Source organism: Cupriavidus sp. HE11, assembly GCF_056097175.1.
The window spans coordinates 404,687-424,460 of record NZ_CP184466.1 but is presented as its reverse complement, the minus strand read 5'-3'; the positions used below and the strand labels follow the sequence as shown (position 1 = coordinate 424,460).

Genomic DNA, 19,774 nt, shown 5'->3' with positions numbered 1-19,774 from the left:
TACCACCGCTTACCCGTACGCAAGGCAGATTCTAGCGTCCATTGCCAGCGCGCTCCCAGGTCGGGAAAAACCGTGCGCCAATGCTCCCCGCACGGTCAGTGCCGACCGGGATCTTGTTTCGTACTACCGCGAGCGCGGTCGGGCGCGCATCGACGATCTTTTTCCATGGACGGAGCCTGCCCGAGGCGGTTTGTAATCGCACCGTGGAAAGGCCGAGCAGGCCTGGAACTCCCCGTATCGCCCCAGTCGGGTGATGATGACGCCGACCTTGCAGACCGGGCAACGCAGTTCCTGAATCGACTCGCCTTCGGTATTGGTCATCGTCACGACCTGGTCCTGCAGCAGTTCTTCCAGGAAGCTCGACGCCTGTCCGCGGACCGTGAACAGGGCCACGCTGCGGCGTGCGCGCGTGAGGGCGACATAGAACAGGCGGCGTTCCTCGCTGAGGGGATAGGTATCCCCCGCCGGCATAGCCAGTGCCATGACCGGGTCGTCTGCCTTCAGGTTGGGAAATCCACGCCGGACCATGGCCGGCAGGACAATGTAGTCGGCCTCCGCCCCCTTGGAGCGATGGACCGTCAGAAACTCCAGGTCGATCCGCGCCCCGTAGCGGGCACGCCATTGGGGCGGCACAAAGGCGCGATCGGCGTTATAGCGGCCAAGAATGTAGACCGAGACCCTGCCATTGCGCCCCGCCGGGATGGTGCCGTCTTGCAAGCCGTTGAACAGCCGCGAGAGATGCGCGTCGATCGCGCCTTGGGTCTCGTCCTTCTGGGACACCTGGAAGGCTTCGAGGACCGGACCATGAGCCGCAGTGACGGAACGTACGCCCTTGGGGAGCTGTTCCGGATTGCGGGTGATAAAGCGACTCGATACGTCGCAAAGCGCCTGAGGGCAACGAAACGTCTGTTCGAGCTTGAGGACTTCGCAGGGCCCGAACCAGTTCCGAAAACCGGTCATCACCGACAGATCGGCGCCGGCAAACCGATTGATCGATTGCCAGTCATCGCCCACGGCAAAGAAATGCCGACCCGGTTGCCTGACCAGCGCTCGGCAGAGTCGTGCGCGGGCGCGTGACGCGTCCTGGAACTCGTCTGCCATGACGAGATCGTACTCAGGTACGTATCTTCCGGATTCAAGGTGTTCGGCGGCCTGATTGAGCATGTCTTCGAAGTCGATGCCATCCTCGGCCGCCAGCGCCGCGTCCCAGGCTTCCATGATGGGCGCGGCAATGGCCAGGAACATGCGGTGACGAAAGCGGAAGTGATCGTCAGGCATGTGATCCAAGCGCTCAAGCAGGTGTTTGGGCGTCAGGCAGTTGCTCTTGGCGTGGCAGATGAAGGTACGTACCAGCGCGATCAGGTCTGCGGCGGCCATCGGCGGTTGCCCCTGCATCGGAATCGGCCGGTCGGGATTGGGATCGAGCACGACCCCACGCGCGGTGAGCGCGTGGGACAAATGCGCAAAAAGCTCGCCCGAACGCAGTTGGTGCGAGGTCGTTTCGACCAGCGCGGTGCCGCGCCGTTGATGCTCCTGACGTTTCCAGGCAAGACTTTCCAGGTAGCGCTCGAAATGGGGGGGCGGTTCGCCCTGGCTATTCAGCGCGAGGTGCTCGTGATAGAGCTGGATGTCGGGATAGTAGAAGTCGGGCCGATACTGGCGGTATTCGTCGGTGGTCGTATCGAATTCGTAGGGCGGTTCGTACTGATAGTTGACGCCGTTATAAAACAACCAGTCCGCAATCACGCACTCCTCGCGGCTGCGTACCCGTTCGCCTTGTAAGGTGCGTACGTAGCCGACGCCGTCCCGGTCCCACTCCTCGGCAGGCGTTTCCGCGCCGAAGCTTGGCAAGTCCCGGCCGAAGACGAGGCGGAAGAGATCCCAGGCCGTGCAGAACTGCTGCGAGCTATCCTTCAGCCGGTCGACGATGCTGGCGAGCTGCCGTAGCCCCTCGGCCGTCTCGATGGCCCAGATGGGCACGTCCGGCATGCGGCCCGTTGCCTTGCCGATGATACGGCGCCCCAGGGCATGGAAGGTCCGGGCGTCCACCGCCGTGCCCGCCATGCCAATCCGACTGAACGCCCCCGTCGAGCGCTCGGCCAGTTCCTCGGCGGCCTTGGTATTGAAGGCGAGCAGCAGGATACGCGCGGGCGGGACCAGGCCACGGCGGACGGCGTAGGCCGCCTTGGCGACCATCGTGGAGGTCTTGCCGGACCCCGCTGACGCAATCACGAGCACACGGTTGTCGAAGCAGATCACGGCCCGCGCCTGCTCGTCGGTCAGGGGCTGGCTTTCCACGGCGTCGAGCAGGTCCTTTTGATCGCGTAGTTCCCGTTGCAGATGCGCTTCGTTCTCGCTCGCCCAGGCCGTCGTCCAGTTCGCGTGCCAATCGCTGATGTCCTGTCGATTTTTTGCCCGGTTCTGGGTGGGCCCAGCCTGGATCTCCGGATCGTTCAGCAGCTCGCGCAAATGCTGGTCGGTGATCGCCAGCGCAGGACGTTTGGCCAACAACACCTGCTGCTGTTCATGGGTAATCCAGCGGCGCTCGTTGCGAGACAGTTGGGTGTGCCGGGCCACGAGATCGAGCCAGCCGCGGATTTGGCTGATTGCCAAATCGAATGTGCTCTGTCGCGCCAACAGGCGTTGGGTCGCCAACACGCCGGCAACAAATGTCTCGATTTCGGCGGCACGCTGGTGGGGTAATCCCTTGAGGGACACAAGCTGGGATGCCCCAACGTGCAAAGTCAGGGTCGTCCAGATCAGGCCGCGGCGTAGTCCCACCGGCGACGCTTGCTGGATGGGGACCGCCTGCCGCCGTCCAGCCCTCACCAATGCCAGACCGTTCTCCATGGCCTCGAGCCGCCACGGCTCGCCTCGCGTTAGCAGTCTGCCCCAGTGAGAAGGCTCCCAGTGTTTCATGATGTTCGACGCTCCCAATTGCTCGCATGCTAACGGCGCATGCCCGCAGTCCGGCACTCTTGCCAGATAAGGCGAGTGCTTTGGTAGACGCGTTACCCCGCATATTTGGGCAAGCATTGCTCTGCTCTGCCTTTCACAGGTTCGGCAAGCGGGCCTAGCCGACCCGACAGCCGTTCTCCGGCGTTGTAAGGCGACTACGGCGCCAACTCCGCTTCGGTCGCCGCGTAGATATCCAGTCTGAGCTTGCCCATGATGGCGTTCTTGTATTTGTTCCCGTTCAAGTCGAAGCCGACGGCGGCGGATTTGTCCGCGTGCAGTTGTGGCAGCAGCGCCGCCACCATTTGGTGCCGGGACGGCAGACTCATCAGTCGCCGGCGCAAGTAGAACATTTCTTCCGCTAGGTCCTCATAGCGGGCATGAAGACCAAATGTTTCGAGGGAGGCGCGTGCCTTGTCAGCATGAGGCCCTGCGACGGGCTCAATCTGTATCTCGAAGTCAGACGGTTCAGCTTGACGGGTACGCGTGCCAAGCAGGAGTCCCCGTAGCGCGGCCTGTTCGACCAGCGAAAATCGAATCGATTCGGGATCGCTCAGCGGGTGAAGGTGAGGGATCGCCACGAAGTCGGTGGCGCGCTTGCACTGCGGGCCGTTGCACTTTTCGCAACAGGGTATCAGGTTCGCCAGCGTCAGGGCCAGGTACGGATACTGGGCCTTCGCGTAGAAATGATCGAGATCTGGGCGTAAGCCCTTCTTACCGCCTTTTGGCAGTTCCGTCTTGATAGAGACAAGCTGACAGTAGGGACAATATTTGTAGCGCCCCAGGCTGCAAAGCCGATAGGCCGACCACGGGCGTTGCTCCCAATCTTTCTTTTTGGAAAAATCATCGTAATTGAGATACTGCTTGATCAGCTTCTTGGCAGCAGTGCGGTCCTTTTGGGTGAGAAATGTGACCTCGAAATGCTGCACCACGGGTAGCAAATCCGCACTACGGTTCGAACACAAGCCTTCGAGATTGTGCTCAAGAAAGCTGGCCACCCGCTTGTCCATCTGACCGGCGGCGGCGTTCAGGGTGGCGATGGAGGTCTGCAACAGCGGTCGCAGGAAGCGCTGGTGGTCGAGGACAGCGTCCTGCCACACATCCGGCATATCGATAATCATGATCGATCGTCCGTGCCGATACGCCGCAGGGCATTGCGGATCATGGGGTCGCCGATTTCCTCGAGGAGGGCTGCCTCGGCCGCGCTTGCGCAGCCGTTGAGCAGGCTGGCGTGCAGTGCGTTGATTTTCTCCGCCGCGAACGAGCCAAGCGTCTGGCTGCCGAAGGAGGTGAGGGCGATCTCGTCCAGCGCCGCCGCAAAGGTCCGGCGCGGCGTCACCTTCTCGTCCAGGTTGGTGACCATGGCACTCGGGAAATCGGTCGCAATGACGGGGGAGTGCGTACTGAGGATGACTTGAAGCGTGACGAGCTCAAAATCGCCTTTCATCGCGGTAAGAAAGCGATCGAGCAGCTCAACGTAGCGCCGCTGCCAGTCGAGATGCAGGAACGCATCGCCCTCATCGATAAGCAGCAGTACGTTGCGGATGCCGCGTTGGTGCAACTGCTGGATACCGCCGCGGATGCGCGAAAACTGCTCAACCAACGCCTGCATGCCGGAACTGAGCTGGTCCCATCCGACTTGAATGGCCGAATCGGACTGACCTAGCTCGGCGGCATCGGCGTCGGAATCGATCGGAAAATGGAGGCTATCTTTGCTCACTACCATAATCCTTTGTGCACTCACGTAACGCTGGGTCTGGATCAACAATGTTTCAAACCGATCGCGTAGCATGTCGATGCCGTCGGGAGGCGATCCGTGTAACTCGCCCTCCCAGTGCAGAAAGCACGTCCCCAGATGCACTTTGTCGCGCACCGTTGAAGCCAATTTCTGCAGCGTCGCGAGCTTGATAATCGGGTCGTGTTCGCCGCCGTTTTCGTCAAACAGTTTGAGACGCAGATCGTGGATCAGCTCATTCCGGGCTTGACGCCGCTTCAGGTCAAGTTCGTCGAAATTATCGAGTTGCGTGCCGCGCGATAGCTCCTGGAAATCGTAGAGGAGTTTGTTCACGCGATGGTCGATCGACGTGTGAATCGACCGACCGGCCCCGTTCTGGGCCGCGGCAAGCAGCGCGGGCAACAATACATCGGTAAAGATCTCGCGCGTGAATGCAACGGTGGCGCGTAACGACGTCTCGACGCCCAGGTAGCCACAAATTTGCTGGAAAATGGCGACGTCGCCGATCTTGCCGCGCTCCTGTTCGCGCGGCGAAGCGTCCACCACGCGCGCACGCCGCGGCAGCCGGCGTCGGTAGGGCAAGGCTGTGAAGAAGACAACGCCACGCACGCGCCGATCGGCGGCCGTCATCCACCTGGCTTCGCTGCTGTCATCGCGACCGATCAGCATCTCAATTTCACCGCGTGATTGCACCATCATTTCGGCGATGCGCGCCAGCAGCCGGGTCTTACCAGCGCCGTTGCGCCCCAACAGAATGTGGCAGGAGTCGAAGTCAAAGAAGTCGGCGAACACGTCGCGCCGGGGCGCAATCTCGAGCGCGCGGTCGTCCACGACGACTCGGTAAATGAGGTCCATGAGGAGCAGTCCGAAAGGGGCATCACCCTGCGGCAACGCGTAGGGTTCCTAGCATAGAGGAAAGGTCTTTTTCCGCACATCAGCACGGAGAGGGGCTTGACGCACGGGGCCGCGGCGCCCGCGTTCCCAGTCGATATCTCCACGTATCGGCGCAGAATCAAATTACTTAATAGGCGCTTTTCGCGACGTCATAGAAATTCACATACCTTGATAATTACCATTATCTCGATAGCGACTTTAAGCCCGCAAAGACCACCCGCTGCGGTACGATGGAGCCTTCCAGAATTCGCCCATTTGCCGTGTCCGATCCCGTCCGCCCAGCTGATGCCGACGCCCCGAGCGACGCGCCGAGCGCCACGCTTGGCGACGGGGCCGGCCGCCGCGCACCCGTGCGCCGACGCCAGCGTGCGGCCGTCGCGCCGGCGCGCCTGCTGGGCCCGCACCACTTCGCGTTCTACCGCGGCGTGCTCGAAGGGGTTGATCTGGCCCGCCTGGCGGACCGCTATCTCGATACGGGACGCGATCTGCGCGTGGCGCGCGCGACCGTCGACTGGATCGCCGACGAGCTGGCCCGCGGCGTGCGCCGCCTGGCCACCCGGCCGGCCCGCGCCACCGCACAGCATGGGGAATCCGGGCAGGGTGGGGCGGCCGAAAACGCGAGCACGGTACGCGGATCGGGAACGCCATTGCCGCCGCGCCGCTGGAGCGAGGCGACCTGGCACGCGTTGTTTCACCCACCGGCCGGCGAGAGCGCCACGGCCCGCCAGACCCGGCGCCATCGCCAGCAGCGTGCGCTCGATCAACTCCAGCCGCTGCTTGCGGCGCGGCCGGCGGCCGACGACGCCGTCGGCGGCTGGTTCACGCCCGCCATCGCGCAGCGCCTGGAGACCGTGGGCTGGACCACCCTGGCCAAGCTGCAGGCTGGCATCGCCCAGGGCGGGGCGCGCTGGTACCGGCAGGTCGCCCGCATTGGCGAACACACCGCCCGGCGCATCGAGGCGTGGCTGGCCGAGTTCGCGACCGAGTTGGGCCCGATTCCGGCGGCGGCGCTGGTGCCGCGGCGCCGCGCCAGTGCGGCCGAGCTCGCGAGCCTGCGCCCGGCCGCGGCGATGGTGGCGCCGCTGGAGTCACTGCTGTTGCCGCCGGCCCTCGATGGCCGGCAGGGCCACAACCGCGCGGCCGTCGGCGGCGAGCAGCGCATCGCCGCCCAGACCGACCTGATGGCGATCCACGCCTGGCTCGGCGTGCATCCGCCGTTGGGCGGCCACACCTGGCGCGCGTATCGCACCCAGGCCGAACGCTTCCTGCTGTGGGCGGTCTTCGCCCGCGGCAAGGCGCTGTCCGACCTGACCGTCGAGGACTGCAGCGCCTACCTGGCCTTCCTGGCCGATCCGCAGCCCGCCGCGCAGTGGGTGGGCGCGCGCGGCACGCCGCGCTACCGCTTCGACTGGCGCCCGTTCGAGGGACCCTTGTCGCCGGGCAGCGTGCGGCAGGCCTTCACCATCGTGAAAAGCCTGTGCGCGTGGCTGGTCAGCGCCCAATACCTGCGCTACAACCCGTTCGTGCTGCTCCCCAAGCCCAAGGCGGCGGGGCAGGGTCGCATCAAGGTCGCGCGCAGCTTTACCGACGCGCAATGGCAATTCCTGCGCAGCTTCGCCGCGGGCCTGCCATCTGACGATGCCCGCACGGCACGGATGCAGTTTCTGCTGCGTTTCGCCTATGCCACCGGTCTGCGGATCTCGGAGCAGGCCCAGGTCACCGTTGGCGACCTGCGGCAGCAGGATCTGGCGCCCGACCAGCGCGGGATGTGGACGTTGTCGTTCGTGGGGAAGGGCACCCGGGCTCGCGAGGTGCACGTGCCCGCCCCGGTCATCGAGGCGCTGCGCGACTATCTGGCGGTGCGGGGCCTGGGCCGGGCGTTCGAACGCCTCCACCCGGAGACGCCGCTGATCGGCCGCGTCAAGACCGACGGCCAGGCCGGCAAGCTGTCGGTGGCGCAACTCGACGCGATCTGGAAGGGGTTCTTTGCCCAGGCGGCCGACGTGCTCGCCGTGGAGGATGCCGCCGGTGCGGGGCGCCTGGCGCAGGCCAGCGCCCACTGGCTGCGGCACACTTTCGGCTCGCACGCGATTGCACGCGGCGTCGCGCTCGATGTGGTCCAGCACCAGCTCGGCCACGCGTCGCTGGCCACGACTTCGGTCTACGTCCATGCCGAGGACGCGCGGCGCGCGCGGGAGCTCGACCAGGCTGGCATGTACTAACCGCCGGAGCCGACGTGCCCCGCTGCTCTTACCACGCCCAGGGCCATGAGCGGGGGTCGCATCGCGCGCAAGCCGCTTTCCGGCATCGGTGCGGGACAACCTCCCGCGATTCGCAACTTGAGGCAGGAGGGAGGGCCAGGCGTACTGCCCGGCCGGCTACATTAGTGGGAGTCGCTTCACTACAGCGAGGGCAGGGAATGGGGGAGGATCGCGACGCGCCGGGATGGCTGTATCCAGACCTTGGAAAACCGGCGCCATGCAGGATGAGTCGGTCCCCCAAGCGCCACAGACAACTTGGGCCGCCCATGACACGGGACGTTTCAGCGATGGCCACCGGAGAAAAAAGGAGCCTAGCCCGTCAACGTGGGGGCTGAGGGGCAATCTGCTCGCCGGAACATTGCTTGCCGATGGCTTGGCGGCCGTTGCAGTGACCGCCCCAGTCACATGGCACTGTCGCTATACTCTCGCTACACGCTCGGTATCTACACCTAAAAGAACCAAAATGTCGGCGATTTTTATCCATGTTTCAGATATCCACTTTGGGCAGGAACGGGATCACTTCCTCCACGTTCACGACGATGTCAAGGAGCAGCTGATCGAGGACGCAGCGGAGATCGTTGCCGTCCTCCCGGGCAAGGCCGCGCAAGGCATCTTGGTGACGGGCGACATCACGCAGTCCGGTACATGGGAACAATATGAAAAGGCTGGGCGCTGGCTAGATGAGCTGGCTGCCCGTATCAAGTGCCCCATCCATCGAGTACAGATGGTGCCCGGTAACCACGATCTCGACAGAAAGAAGCTCTCGACCGGGGGGGCTCAGCTATTGGACTTCATTCGTGCGGGAGGCGCGGAGGAGTACGAGAAGGTTTTCTCGAACCCCTATGACCGCGCGACGTTGCTTGCCCGGTTTGAAGACTACGACCGCTTTAGCATTGGTTATCGATGTGGCCTCGACGAGGAAGCAAAGTTTGCTTCGAATCTGCGCATTGAAATCGGTCCGGGCCGCTGGATCAGGTTTGTCCGGCTCAACTCAGCGCTGTTGTGCACGGGCGACGAGCGCGAGGAAAATCCAGAGCTGATGATCGGTTCGCGGCAGTTCACGATCCCGAAAAAGCCGGGCGAGGAGAATGTGGTCCTCGTTCATCATCCGCTGCATTGGTACAAGGATTCGGATGAAGTCCGTCGATATGTCCAAGGACGGGCCCGGGTCTTTATTTCGGGTCATGAACATAACCCCAAAGTCCACGTTCAGCCGGTCGTTGAAGGGACTGACGTCCTGATGCTAGCGGCAGGTGCGGCGGTGCCGTTCAGATCGAGCGAGACCTATACCTATACCTACAACATCATCGAGTTTGATTGGGACGAGGCGAACGACGCGTTGGCGGTGACAATGTATCCCCGTGCGTGGAACCCCGTCGAACTTTGTTTCGAAGCCGACGACAAGCGCCTGGGGGGGGAGAGTCCGCGTTTTTCATTGGGATCGCCCAATTTTCGGAAGTGCGGCAGGGCCGAGCAGCAGCCTGAACAGGCCGCTGCAAGCCAGACCAGTCCGCTATCTGAACCTGTGTTCGAAGAGGTTCCTGCGGAGACTGCTACGACTGAGGAGGGAGACGTGCCATCTACCCCACCGACTGTTGAAGGTTACGAACTAGCACTGTTACGGTTCTTCCGGGACCTCGTCGAAAGCGAGCGGCTACGAATCCTGGTCGCGCTGGATGCGATCCCCTCAGACTTTGACGAGCGGATGACACAGGGAGTGGAGCGCTTGCTGTTCGATTCGTTGGTGGAGGAGGGCAAGCTGCCAGACGTCGTGGCACAAACGGAAGAAATGATATTGAACCGGAAGGAGGGGGACGCGTGACTGACAATTTTCCAATGCACCTGCGGATCACGGGGCTGGTGCCTAGCAATGATGATGTGGATTCCCGTCGCGCGGCAGTATCCACGCTGGCGACCGCTTGGGGAAAAATAAGCGACACGGGCAAGATTGTTGGAAAGGCGGCAGCTATCGCCGACTCGTTGACCGGCGACGGAATGCCAGCGGAGGACTTGGGTGCCGAGGTTCAAAGCGCCGTGCAGAAAAAGGCTTCCGCTTTCCTGTACACGGAAAGCCCCCTTGAGGTTGGGGTATGCGCCGGCATGGCTGCATTGTCGATGATGAAGTCCGAGCCGGGGAGCACGGGCTGGCAGATTCAGGACGTTTACTCGAACGCGCTGTGGTCTGCGCTAGCGTTCCAGCCAGCTCTCAACGACTCGAAACGAGAGAACCTTCGACGCGAAGTATTGGACCGCGCGCAGCGCCGAAGCATGGAAAGCGCCGAGAAGGCGCGAGTGCGCAAGTCAGTGGAGCATACGGACCTCGTCGTGACGATAGGGGAAGAAAGCAAAGTCACGACGAACTTCAAAAAGGCGGCCCTGGAAGCGATAGAAGCGCTCCGCCAGAACGCAATTTTGGACCGCGAAGAGATTGACTTCCTCTGGTGGTCGCAATTGAGTCGTAGCAAGCTCGTCAATCGTCCATTCATGAAGATCTCCGAAGGTACTCGCCTGGTCGCATCGGGTATCGAGGCATCCAGCCATCTGCGCCGATTCCCTGCGGAAGTGCACCGCGACCTCGTGCTGCGCACGGTTGACGCGGATCCGCACCTTGACTTGGCCGAACTACTTGCGGAGATTGGCGAGGACCGGACTGCGCTTACCAACGGTATCCATGCGGAGACCATCACCAAGTGCCCGACCGTCTTTCCGCTGCTGAATGCAATCGTTACCGGGGTGGCGGAATGCCATGGCGCAAAGGAAAAGCGTACCGCCTGCAGTTGGGGGGGGCGCGCACTCGTAGAAGGTGCGCTATCGAAAATGGTGGCCTCGGGGATGCCCGGCAAATGAGCGCAGCCTGCAGCTTCGAGGGGTGCACCTTCGGTGTGACCCAGACTTGTGCACTCGAACGCGATCCCACAGTCTGTGAGCACCGCATCAAATCCGCTGCGGAAGACGCACTCAGCCCCCCCGAACGGCCTGTCGGCGATGGGGAGTCGGATATCGCTGGGTCGCCGGTGCTCCCCCCGCCCTCCGAGACCGCGACTTTTCCTTCCAGTCACACACTCGGACCGGATGCGGTGTCTCGCATGATGGCGTCCCGCTACCTTACTGTCGTCGGCATTCTAGGAGATCCTGACTCCGGGAAAACGGCGTGCCTCGTAAGCACCTATTTGCTCGTCGCCAATGCCATGCTCAAGAACTGGGCTTTTGCGGACAGCAAGAGCCTGATGGGCTTCGAAGAGATCGCACGGGGCGCGCGCGACTGGAACGAGGGGGCGCCTCCAGACCAGATGACCATGCATACGGAGATGCAAGATGAGCGTCGCGCGGGCTTCCTGCACCTTCGGCTGGTGTCCCAGACGGACGGCAGGCGAGTGGACCTAGCGCTACCGGACCTCCCGGGGGAATGGACTACCAAGCTGGTGACGAGTGCTCAGTCGGATCGGCTTGAATTCATGAAGGCGGCCGATGCCATTTGGATCGTTCTGGACGGTCGTGCGCTGGCGGACAAGGAGCGACGCCAGGGCGTGATCTCCCGGGTCGGGCAGTTGGGCGGACGGCTAAAGACCATGTTCGGCGATCGCATGCCTCGCGTAATCGTGGTGGTCACTCGCCGGGATGAAGGCGAACTTCCAGAAGCGGTATCGTCGCGCTTGGTGGCGGAGTTACAAAGAAAGGACGTCGAGGGAACGATCGTTCAAGTGGCTCCCTTTTCCGGAAAGGACGAAATCCGGGCGGGCTTTGGCATTCCTGACCTTATCGACGCAACGGTAGAATCGGGACGATCCGCACCAGAGTTTTGGCCTGATAGCGCTCCTTGCGAGAGCGAGCGTCTATTCATGAAATACAGGAGGAATGGATGAGCCATTCCGTTGTCTTGCTCGGTGGGCCCGATTCCGGAAAGACCAACTACATCGGAAGGGTGTGGCACGCACTGGACTCCAAAAAAGGGAGCCTTCAGATTGCCCAGCAGCCTGAAGACATCGCGTTCGTACTGGACGTCTCAGATCACCTCAACTCTGGCAGTTTCGCGCCTCGGACCGACCTTGCTGATGAGCGGCGCGATTTCGAAGTAGTTGTCTCAGAGGGGCCGGGCGGCACGGAGACGGCGATTGTTATCCCTGATATCTCCGGGGAGCTATGGCTCAATGCGGTCGAGCACTACGAAATTTCGACGGATTGGATGGACGAGCTTCGCCGATCCCACGGAGCACTACTGTTCGTCCGAGTCGGCTCCGAGCAGGATATTAGGCCCTTGGATTGGGTAACGTCGAAGCGCATGATGTCCAAAGTACGCATGCCGAAAGATCCGGGCCTGCCCACCCAGGTGATGTTGTGTGAACTGTTTCGATTCCTGGAAATCTCGTTGATTGACCGTCCCGATGGCGGACGCCCGCGTGTCTCCATCGTCGTAAGCGCGTGGGATCTCGTTGATCACCAGAAGTTTGCGCAAGGTCCGAAGGCATGGCTGGAGCACGAGTACCCGTTGCTGGCCGGCCGGCTCAATGATGTCGAGCGACTCGACGTTAGAGTTTTTGGCATGAGCGTTGTGGGCGGGGATTTGAAGACCGACGTCGTCTGCCGTGACGCGGTACAAGAGGGGGGGCTGGAAGGATGCGGGTGGGTAACCGTACAGGATTCCGAAGGGGCGTGGATTCGGAATGAAGATTTGACCCTGCCCATCGCCTGGGTGATCGGTTCGTGACTGTGACAGCAATCGATTGTCAAATTCATGGATATCGGCAAGGGCATCAACTGCTTGCCGGGTCCGTGCAATTGTCGAGGGAGGACCAGGCGACCATCGATCGCCTGTCGGACGTCGCGGGTCCTTTACGTCCGCGCGAGCAATTCGATCCGTATCTGACGGGCTATCCGCTGCCAAGTGGTAGCCACTATGTGTTGGCCAGAACCTGGCAAGACCTCACGGTAACTCGCGCCGGCTGTGTGCGAACCCTCAGCCTTATCATTCCAACTTCGGCCTGGGCGGCGGCGGAATCTCTTGCCCCGTTTCTGGATTTGCTCGCTCTCGATCATCTGCCAGCAGATGGTGACGCTAAGAGCATGAGGTTGTCGGGGGACGCGGGGAGCGTGCTGCCGCCTGCCTTTGAGTTCAAGGGCGAAGAACTTCTCGAGGCGCTATTTCTCGAGGATGCTCGACCAGTCGTAGTGTTTGATGCCGTCTCGCCAGATCTGGTCGCGATGCGGCTGCTCACGTCGCTATGGCCTTCCATGCGTCGGCAGTTTGCAGTATCCACTTTTGCATTATCTCCGCGGAAGGTTGGTGGTCGAGATTTCAATCTCGTTTTTGCGCCGAAGGACGCGCGGTCCAAGTTTTCGGATTGGAATGGCAGGCGGATCGACGGGCGCACGTCGCCGAAGGCGCGTCATCGATGGACCGAGACCATTGTCAGTCGTGTTTTTGAATCTGCACATCCTCGGCTAATCCCTCGAGAAGACGAAGGTATCCTCGCGGAGGACGGTGAGGCAGGTGATCAAGCGGCTTCGCTACGCGTCGCGTTGCTCTGGGACGAACTGCTAGGTAAGCTGGACTCGACGCCAACAGCGGCCCTTGGGCTGCTCGATATCGCAAACTCTGGCAAGGCGGCGCGCCAGCGCTACGCGTTGACAACGCTTGAGCCTTCCCTCGCAAACGCCATTCGTCGTGCACCGTCAGTATTGTCCCAGCAGGACGCCTGGAGCTTCCTTGCCGCAATGTCGCGCAAATTGCATGGGCGTTCGATTCCACGCGGCGTTGATGCCGTAAGGCACGCGGTAGCGGAGCTCGCCAGCCGTGCACCTGAAGGTGCAATGGCGCTGCTTTCCCAGCCGGATGATCGGGGCGTCGTATATGAACTGGTCCCCGCAATCGCAAATGGGATAGGGTCCAATTTCTCGGATCGAACGGAGCAGGCGCTTTTGGCTGCCCCACCCGAGGTGCTCGGCAACTTGGTTGCCAAAAGCAGCAAGTTAGCTGCCAAGGCGGCGGAAAGCGTGCCACTTATTGCACGCTTTAGTGAGATCTTTCCTGAGCTCGATGCCCGCCTCGCAGGGGCCGTTGGCCACACACTGCTTCCATATCTTGTACATGATTGGCAGGCTCCAGCTGCCCGGCCAATTCTGCAAAATCTTGATGACGGGGAACTCGCAGCCGAGATAAGGCATCTTGGAGTTGTCAACGACTTCGCAGCGTCGAAGATTGCAGATTTGTGTTTCCAGCGTGCTCGTGAAGTTGGAGCAAGGCACGAGCTCTTATCCGTCATTTGCAGCTTGCCGGTTTCGGAGCGTCGCAATGCATTACTCGCTCGCGCCTTGGAGCCCACAGCAGAAGACTTGGCGTGGCTGCTTCAGCAATCGGGACTGACAAGAGACGACGCCAACGGATTGGTGACCGCACTACTTCGACGTGCGGATGATCTGAAATTCGAACAGATACTCGGCGATGATCGAGTCGGCTTGGATGCTACTAGCGTCGCACTGATCGCCCCTGATCTCGCAAGGCGAGCGATCTTCGTCGATGGTGTGCCGCTCGATAATTTCGTTGGCATCGTCGAAAGTGTCTTCCCTGGAGCTGATGTTGCCGACAAAGCGACGATCGGCAAGCGTGCGCTTCAGCGCTGCCTTCGGCAACATTTCGGTGGCGATGAGCTCTCTTTTATCGCCTCAATACTTGACGGTGTTGGTGAGCGTTTGGACGGCGCGTGGGTTGCCCGACTAGGCCTAGCTGGGGAGCTTCCCGCATCCCTGGCAAGCCGCAATCTGGTGGCCTTTCGCCGTACGTCGCAGCCTGCACGGCGTCGTCTGGTAATACGGATCGTAGACTTGGCGCAGCATCTCCAGCAACGACGACAGTTCGATTTGGATGACTCTGCGGTGCAGGCATGTGCTGAGCTCATGCTCGAGGCGGAAGAAGTGGCACCGACCTCCGCGCTTACTGCCGCGGGCCAGTTGCTGCCGATGCTGATGCGGCAGAGAAATAAGCCCGTATCACCCCTAATCGTCGCGACGTTCCCATTGGTCTACGGAGAGTTGGCGAAGAAGAATGAGGTTCCCGACGTTCTAAGGTTTGTGCCTTTCTTCGATTGGGACAGGTGTAAAGCTGCGCGACAAGAGTTGGTTTTTGCCTTTATGTCATCATCTTGGCCGCCAGGCGATCTTGCACATATAGCGTGCCGTTGTCCCGACCCTGCGCGAATCATGCGCAGAACAGCGAAGGCGTATGGTGGCGAGGCGTACCTCGCCCGCGTGGCGGCGGACCTTGCGCGCCTGCCGGAAAGTTGCCGCATTACTCTTGGGCGAATGATTGCTTCCATCGCTTCAGATCGGTCCGCGAGGTACAACTGGGAAGACTGAGCCAAACAGCTTGTCGGCACAGAAGGACGTACTGGAAGCCCAGTTCGGAGAGGCTCGCTCGACTGAAGTGTCTGCCGTCATCGAAAAGGTCCGGGCGCTGACGGAAGAGTGCGGTCATCTCGACATTGACAGCATCGGAAGTCGCCGTTGCAGCCGGCCCATTGACCGTGGCCAAGGCCGTCAACGAGCAATTGCCGCCGCAGTGTCGCGATCCCAAAGCTGGCCGAATCTGGTCGGGGACGTGGCCGTGCTCCTGCTTGACTCGGAAATAACCCCAACCGATTTCTGATCACGGAGGAGTAACGCGATTCCGTCCCGCAGCGCAACGTCGCTGCGGGGTCGCCTGCACCGATGCGCAACAGAGAGACTGACAGTCTCAGACCTGATGCGTGCATCGCGCCGCATCATGCAGATCCCCGCATTGGGCATTAGAAAATCGGTGCGTGGACGCGGTAGAGACGGTGGTGGACCCGAGATCTCGGAGCGTGCATTGGTCGTAGAAAAGTGGCGCACCCCAGGCGCGATTTTCCCTTTCGGCACCATACTGAATGTACCAAGTACCGCCTCCCGTTCGTCGCTCTCAGCCGCGCGGATGACCAGTTCCAGGCGCCTCGCCGGCGGCTCCCAGGGCGAAATTTGCAGTTCGTTTAGGATGCTTCGCCGCTCTAGGTCACTGTCGTAGATATTTAACATAATGAACGTTATGTGCTTTTAAGATCACATATCATATCGATGTAAGCCGCTCCATAACGACACCACAGAAAACACCCCGCGGCACTCCCAAAAGCAGCTTGCGTCGTCGCGCTTTAAGGCTTTGAATGGCTTTATTGAAGGCGAAAGGGTCTGTTTTTCGAAGCGGATTGCATGAGTTACTACCTGGCTCCAGGCTTCGGGTCCGTGAGCCTGCCCACGCGGTACCAAATGAGGCACCAAAGCGAACCTCGAAGGGGGCAATAATGGGAAACGGTAACAATGAGGCCAACAACAGGGTGGTGGAGTTTGACAAAACTACCCTGGATATCGAGATTCTGGATAATGATGGGAAACTCGTTCGACCGGAGATCGTTGTCTTGGTCGACCCGTTGTCCCAAGGGTTGATCGACATTCAAATCATCCCGCCTGGTGCACGTCTGCAATTGGGCAAGTGAGCCCAAGTCTGAAGAAAAAAGCTTTCCACGCTTTTAAGTCGTGGACTGTTTCACAAAGCGCCTTGCAAACCGGTCTCCGAGCCTGGGCTCGGCCAGCCACTATGAAATCGCTTCGAGGCGCTCATTGCCCGTTTTGGCCTGGATTGGACGCCGCTACATCAGGCAGCTAGTCGTCCGTCCACGGAAAAGCGGAAGCGTCCAGCAGATAGGCAGATACGCGCCCGATGTCCATGGCCAAAAAGCGGGCGCCTCCAGGACGGGGCAATGTGGATAGAGGATAAACGTAAAGTTGCCATGACAAGATAGAATGCGCTCGATGGCGCATTTCTTGGTAACTTTACATTGAGTTTCTGGGTAACTTTACGTTAGAGGACTTCAGAAAGCCCGTAAAGGTCGACCCGTCGGAACCGTGATTTGACATAACAAATATTATTGCCTGCACAAAATGTAGGGGCCAAATCAGAATGTCCGCTTCCAGCCAGATCAGGATGTCCTCGGCCAATACCTATACTGGTAGCGCCTGAAGCCGTACTGGAGCGCGCCATGAAGGATCAAGGATGGATCACCATGAGTCTGCGCGCTGCCGACGTCTGGGCATCAGTGCCAGGCACGTCAGGCGGCTGGTTTTGCGGCTGCTGGAGGATGGTCACGGCGGACTGGTACCGCGAATGTCTGTCTCTACCTGCTGCATCAGGCCGTCACCGCAAAGCCGTATAGCGCGGCGGCATTGCGCCAGCGCAGTCCTTCCTCAAGGTCCGGCCGTTTCGCGAGCCATGCCATCGTTGCGCGGCATTCGTCGGCACGCGCCAGGGCTTCGTAGTTGGTCCAGGGCCAGTCGCTACCCCATAGCAGACGATCCGGTCCGGCAACCTCCGTCCATCGTGCCGTCAGTGTTGACCACAGGTCCGGACTCAACAGCCGGTATGGCGCGCTGATCTTGACCCAGAGCGGACGTCGCGCACGCACGGCACGGGCCGCGTCGAAGATCGGATCATCGACGCCCAACGGACCGGGCCGACCGAAGTGATCAAGCACAACGGGCACCGGCGTGCTGCCGAGCGCAGCATCGAGCGTGGACAGCACGGTCGCGCCGTCTCCGTTATTGGTATGGATTTCGATGTGCCAGTGCAATGCCGCGATGCGCTGGAACAGCGTGCGCCACGGCGCCGTGTCGATGCGGCGCCAGCCATCGTCGCCATACAGGTTCAGACGGATGCCGCGTACCCCGGCCGCATCAAGCTCGGCCAGTTCGGCGTCGGCCACGGATGGATCGATCACCGCCACGCCGCGAAGTCGCGCCGGCATGCGGCGCAATGCGGCCAGCATCGCTGAGTTGTCGGTGCCGAGGAAACTGGTCTGTACCACCACCCCGTAAACACTCGACTCCGCCCCGCCCACCGAGCCGGCCAAGGAGAGCCAGTCCGTGAGCGGCGCTGCGTAAGGCGGGAGATAACGCGCCGATGCCGTGCCTACGCCGGCATCGAAGACATGGAAATGGCAATCCACCAGCGTGTGACTAGTCATCATGGTCACGATTCTCCTGTGTACGGATTAGCCCCGATATGGCGGTGTAGGCCAGCCCGGATACTCTAGTCCTCTATAGGAGCTAAATCTAACACGGACACCAGATGCCAGACAATGCCATCTCCCAACTGGCCACCGCCTCGGCAGGCATGAGCCGCTACGGGCAGATTGCTGCGCAATTGCAGAACAACATTCTCACAGGCAAATGGGCGCCGGGCAGCGCCATTCCGGCCGAGAGTGCGCTGGCAAGCGAGTTCGGCATTGCGCTGGGTACGATCCGGCAGGCGATTGCGGTTCTGGTCAAGCAGGGACTGCTGGAGCGGGTGCAAGGCAAGGGCACGTTCGTGCGCACGGGGCTTTCCGGCGCCAGCATGATGCGCTTTTTCCGCTTCCGCTCGGAGGCCGATGCCGAGGCAGCCCCCACGGCAGTGCCACGCTCCGAGATCCTGTCCTGCCGCAGCGTGCGCCTGGACAAGGCAATGGCCGGGCGCTTCGGGCTCGACGCTGGCGCGCGGGGCCTGGCCATTGCACGTCGGCGCTGGGTGGCGGACACCCCGGGGCTGCTCGAATCCATCTGGCTGCCGTTGCCGCGCTGCGCGCCGCTGCAGGACACCCACGTAGCCGAATGGGGCGAACTGCTTTACCCGTTGCTGAGCCAGCGTTGCGGCATCACCGTGCACCGGGCGATGGACGAGGTGACCTTCCGGCTGCTCGATGCCGACGAAGCCGACCTGCTCGCGCTGTCGGCGTCCCACCCCTGCGCGCTAGTCACGCGCCAGGCGTTCGATATCCAGGGCCAATGCGTCGAATACCGGATGACCAGGGGCGATGCCTATGCCTTCCGCTACACGGCAGAGATCCGCTGATCTCGAGCACCAAACCAGAATTTGACGGAGACCCCTCATGCGTTACCTGATTTCCCTCTCGCTGGCCAGCATGGTCCTGCAGTCACCCGTGCTGTACGCTGCCGATTCCGCACAGCCGTGGCCTACGCGCCCGGTGACCATCGTCGTCACCTATCCGCCCGGCGGCGGCGCGGACCTGATGGCGCGGCTGATCGCGCCCGGCCTGGGGCGGGAACTCGGCCAGACAGTGATCGTGGAGAACCGGCCCGGTGCGGGCGGGCAGATCGGCGCGTCGTACGTGGCCAAGGCGGCGCCCGATGGCTACACGCTGATGGTCGATGCATCGTCCTATGCGGTGAACCCGAGCCTCTATCCGCGCCTGCCCTACGACCCCGCCAAGGCATTCCGCGCGGTGGGCGTACTGGCACGCTATCCCAATGTGCTGGTGGCCAATCCCGCCTTCCCTGCGGTCAATGTCAAGGATGTGCTGGCGCTGGCTCGGCAGAAACCGGGCACGGTGGCATTCGCATCGTCGGGCAACGGGTCGGCGCAGCACCTGTCCGGCGTGCTGTTCGAGCAGCGCGCCGGTGTTGACCTGCTTCATGTGCCCTACAAGGGCGGTGGTCCGGCGATGACCGATGTTATCGCCGGGCAGGTGCCGCTGTTCTTCGCCAACGTGGCTTCGAGTCTTCAGCACATCAAGGCGGGCAAGCTGCGGCCGCTGGCGGTGACCAGCCACAACCGCACCTCGGCCCTGCCTAATGTGCCGACCATGCAGGAAGCGGGCGTGGCGGGCTACGAGGTCTACGAATGGAACGCCGCATTCCTGCCCGCCGCCACGCCGGACGCTGTGGTGACCCGGCTGTCGGACGCGCTACAGAAAGTGATGGCCAGCACGGAGATCCGTCAGCGCGTGGCGGAACTGGGCGGCGAGGTGGTGGGAGGCCCGCCGGCCGATGCCTCACGCTTCATCGACACCCAGACGCGACTCTGGTCCAAGGTGATCAAGGACGGCAACGTCAAACCGGAATAAACGCCGCAATTCGCGCCCACTCCCCTGCG

The 19,774-nt window shown here is 61.7% G+C and carries 13 protein-coding genes; 9 read left to right on the top strand and 4 right to left on the bottom strand.

What is annotated here, in order from left to right; genetic code table 11:
* Window positions 1-123: 123 nt before the first annotated feature.
* From ACOABP_RS29795 to ACOABP_RS29785, 3 genes are all read right to left on the bottom strand, one after another.
* Window positions 124-2,919, bottom strand: a complete 2,796-nt coding sequence (locus tag ACOABP_RS29795) for a UvrD-helicase domain-containing protein (RefSeq protein ID WP_474230664.1) — start codon at window positions 2,917-2,919, stop codon at window positions 124-126.
* A 194-nt stretch (window positions 2,920-3,113) separates the two neighbouring features.
* Entirely contained in the window at window positions 3,114-4,076 is a 963-nt protein-coding gene (locus tag ACOABP_RS29790; protein WP_474230662.1) for a hypothetical protein, read from the bottom strand.
* Window positions 4,073-5,545, bottom strand: coding sequence for an ATP-binding protein (locus ACOABP_RS29785; RefSeq protein WP_474230661.1), 1,473 nt, complete (start codon window positions 5,543-5,545; stop codon window positions 4,073-4,075). Before ACOABP_RS29785 ends, ACOABP_RS29790 begins: the two co-directional genes overlap by 4 nt.
* A gap of 299 nt (window positions 5,546-5,844) precedes the next feature.
* On the opposite strand from ACOABP_RS29785, the gene ACOABP_RS29780 reads away from it, so the two are divergent.
* The 7 genes from ACOABP_RS29780 to ACOABP_RS29750 all read left to right on the top strand — a co-directional run bounded on the left by ACOABP_RS29780 (window position 5,845) and on the right by ACOABP_RS29750 (window position 16,343).
* On the top strand, window positions 5,845-7,806 hold the full coding sequence (locus ACOABP_RS29780; protein WP_474230659.1) for a tyrosine-type recombinase/integrase: 1,962 nt from the start codon (window positions 5,845-5,847) through the stop codon (window positions 7,804-7,806).
* A gap of 502 nt (window positions 7,807-8,308) precedes the next feature.
* Window positions 8,309-9,667 carry a metallophosphoesterase gene (locus tag ACOABP_RS29775; protein ID WP_474230658.1) on the top strand — a complete coding sequence of 453 codons (1,359 nt, stop codon included), beginning with the start codon at window positions 8,309-8,311 and terminating at the stop codon, window positions 9,665-9,667.
* The gene (locus tag ACOABP_RS29770; RefSeq protein ID WP_474230656.1) at window positions 9,664-10,692 is read left to right on the top strand and encodes a GTPase-associated system all-helical protein GASH; all 1,029 of its coding nucleotides are present in this window, start codon (window positions 9,664-9,666) and stop codon (window positions 10,690-10,692) included. Before ACOABP_RS29775 ends, ACOABP_RS29770 begins: the two co-directional genes overlap by 4 nt.
* A gap of 239 nt (window positions 10,693-10,931) precedes the next feature.
* Entirely contained in the window at window positions 10,932-11,708 is a 777-nt protein-coding gene (locus tag ACOABP_RS29765; protein ID WP_474230654.1) for a TRAFAC clade GTPase domain-containing protein, read from the top strand.
* Entirely contained in the window at window positions 11,705-12,550 is an 846-nt protein-coding gene (locus ACOABP_RS29760; RefSeq protein WP_474230653.1) for a TRAFAC clade GTPase domain-containing protein, read from the top strand. Before ACOABP_RS29765 ends, ACOABP_RS29760 begins: the two co-directional genes overlap by 4 nt.
* Window positions 12,547-15,195 (top strand): GAP1-N1 domain-containing protein, encoded by a 2,649-nt coding sequence (locus tag ACOABP_RS29755; RefSeq protein WP_474230652.1) that lies wholly within the window; start codon window positions 12,547-12,549, stop codon window positions 15,193-15,195. Before ACOABP_RS29760 ends, ACOABP_RS29755 begins: the two co-directional genes overlap by 4 nt.
* Before the next feature lie 956 nt (window positions 15,196-16,151).
* The gene (locus tag ACOABP_RS29750) at window positions 16,152-16,343 is read left to right on the top strand and encodes a hypothetical protein (RefSeq protein ID WP_474230651.1); all 192 of its coding nucleotides are present in this window, start codon (window positions 16,152-16,154) and stop codon (window positions 16,341-16,343) included.
* 690 nt (window positions 16,344-17,033) lie between these two features.
* On the opposite strand, the gene ACOABP_RS29745 is transcribed toward ACOABP_RS29750, so the two are convergent.
* Entirely contained in the window at window positions 17,034-17,870 is an 837-nt protein-coding gene (locus tag ACOABP_RS29745) for an amidohydrolase family protein (protein WP_474230650.1), read from the bottom strand.
* A gap of 101 nt (window positions 17,871-17,971) precedes the next feature.
* On the opposite strand from ACOABP_RS29745, the gene ACOABP_RS29740 reads away from it, so the two are divergent.
* Both ACOABP_RS29740 and ACOABP_RS29735 read left to right on the top strand, forming a co-directional pair.
* Window positions 17,972-18,733: a GntR family transcriptional regulator gene (locus ACOABP_RS29740; RefSeq protein WP_474230649.1), complete on the top strand. Its 762-nt coding sequence runs from the start codon at window positions 17,972-17,974 to the stop codon at window positions 18,731-18,733.
* 37 nt (window positions 18,734-18,770) lie between these two features.
* Window positions 18,771-19,745, top strand: coding sequence for a tripartite tricarboxylate transporter substrate binding protein (locus ACOABP_RS29735; RefSeq protein WP_474230648.1), 975 nt, complete (start codon window positions 18,771-18,773; stop codon window positions 19,743-19,745).
* Window positions 19,746-19,774 lie beyond the last annotated feature (29 nt).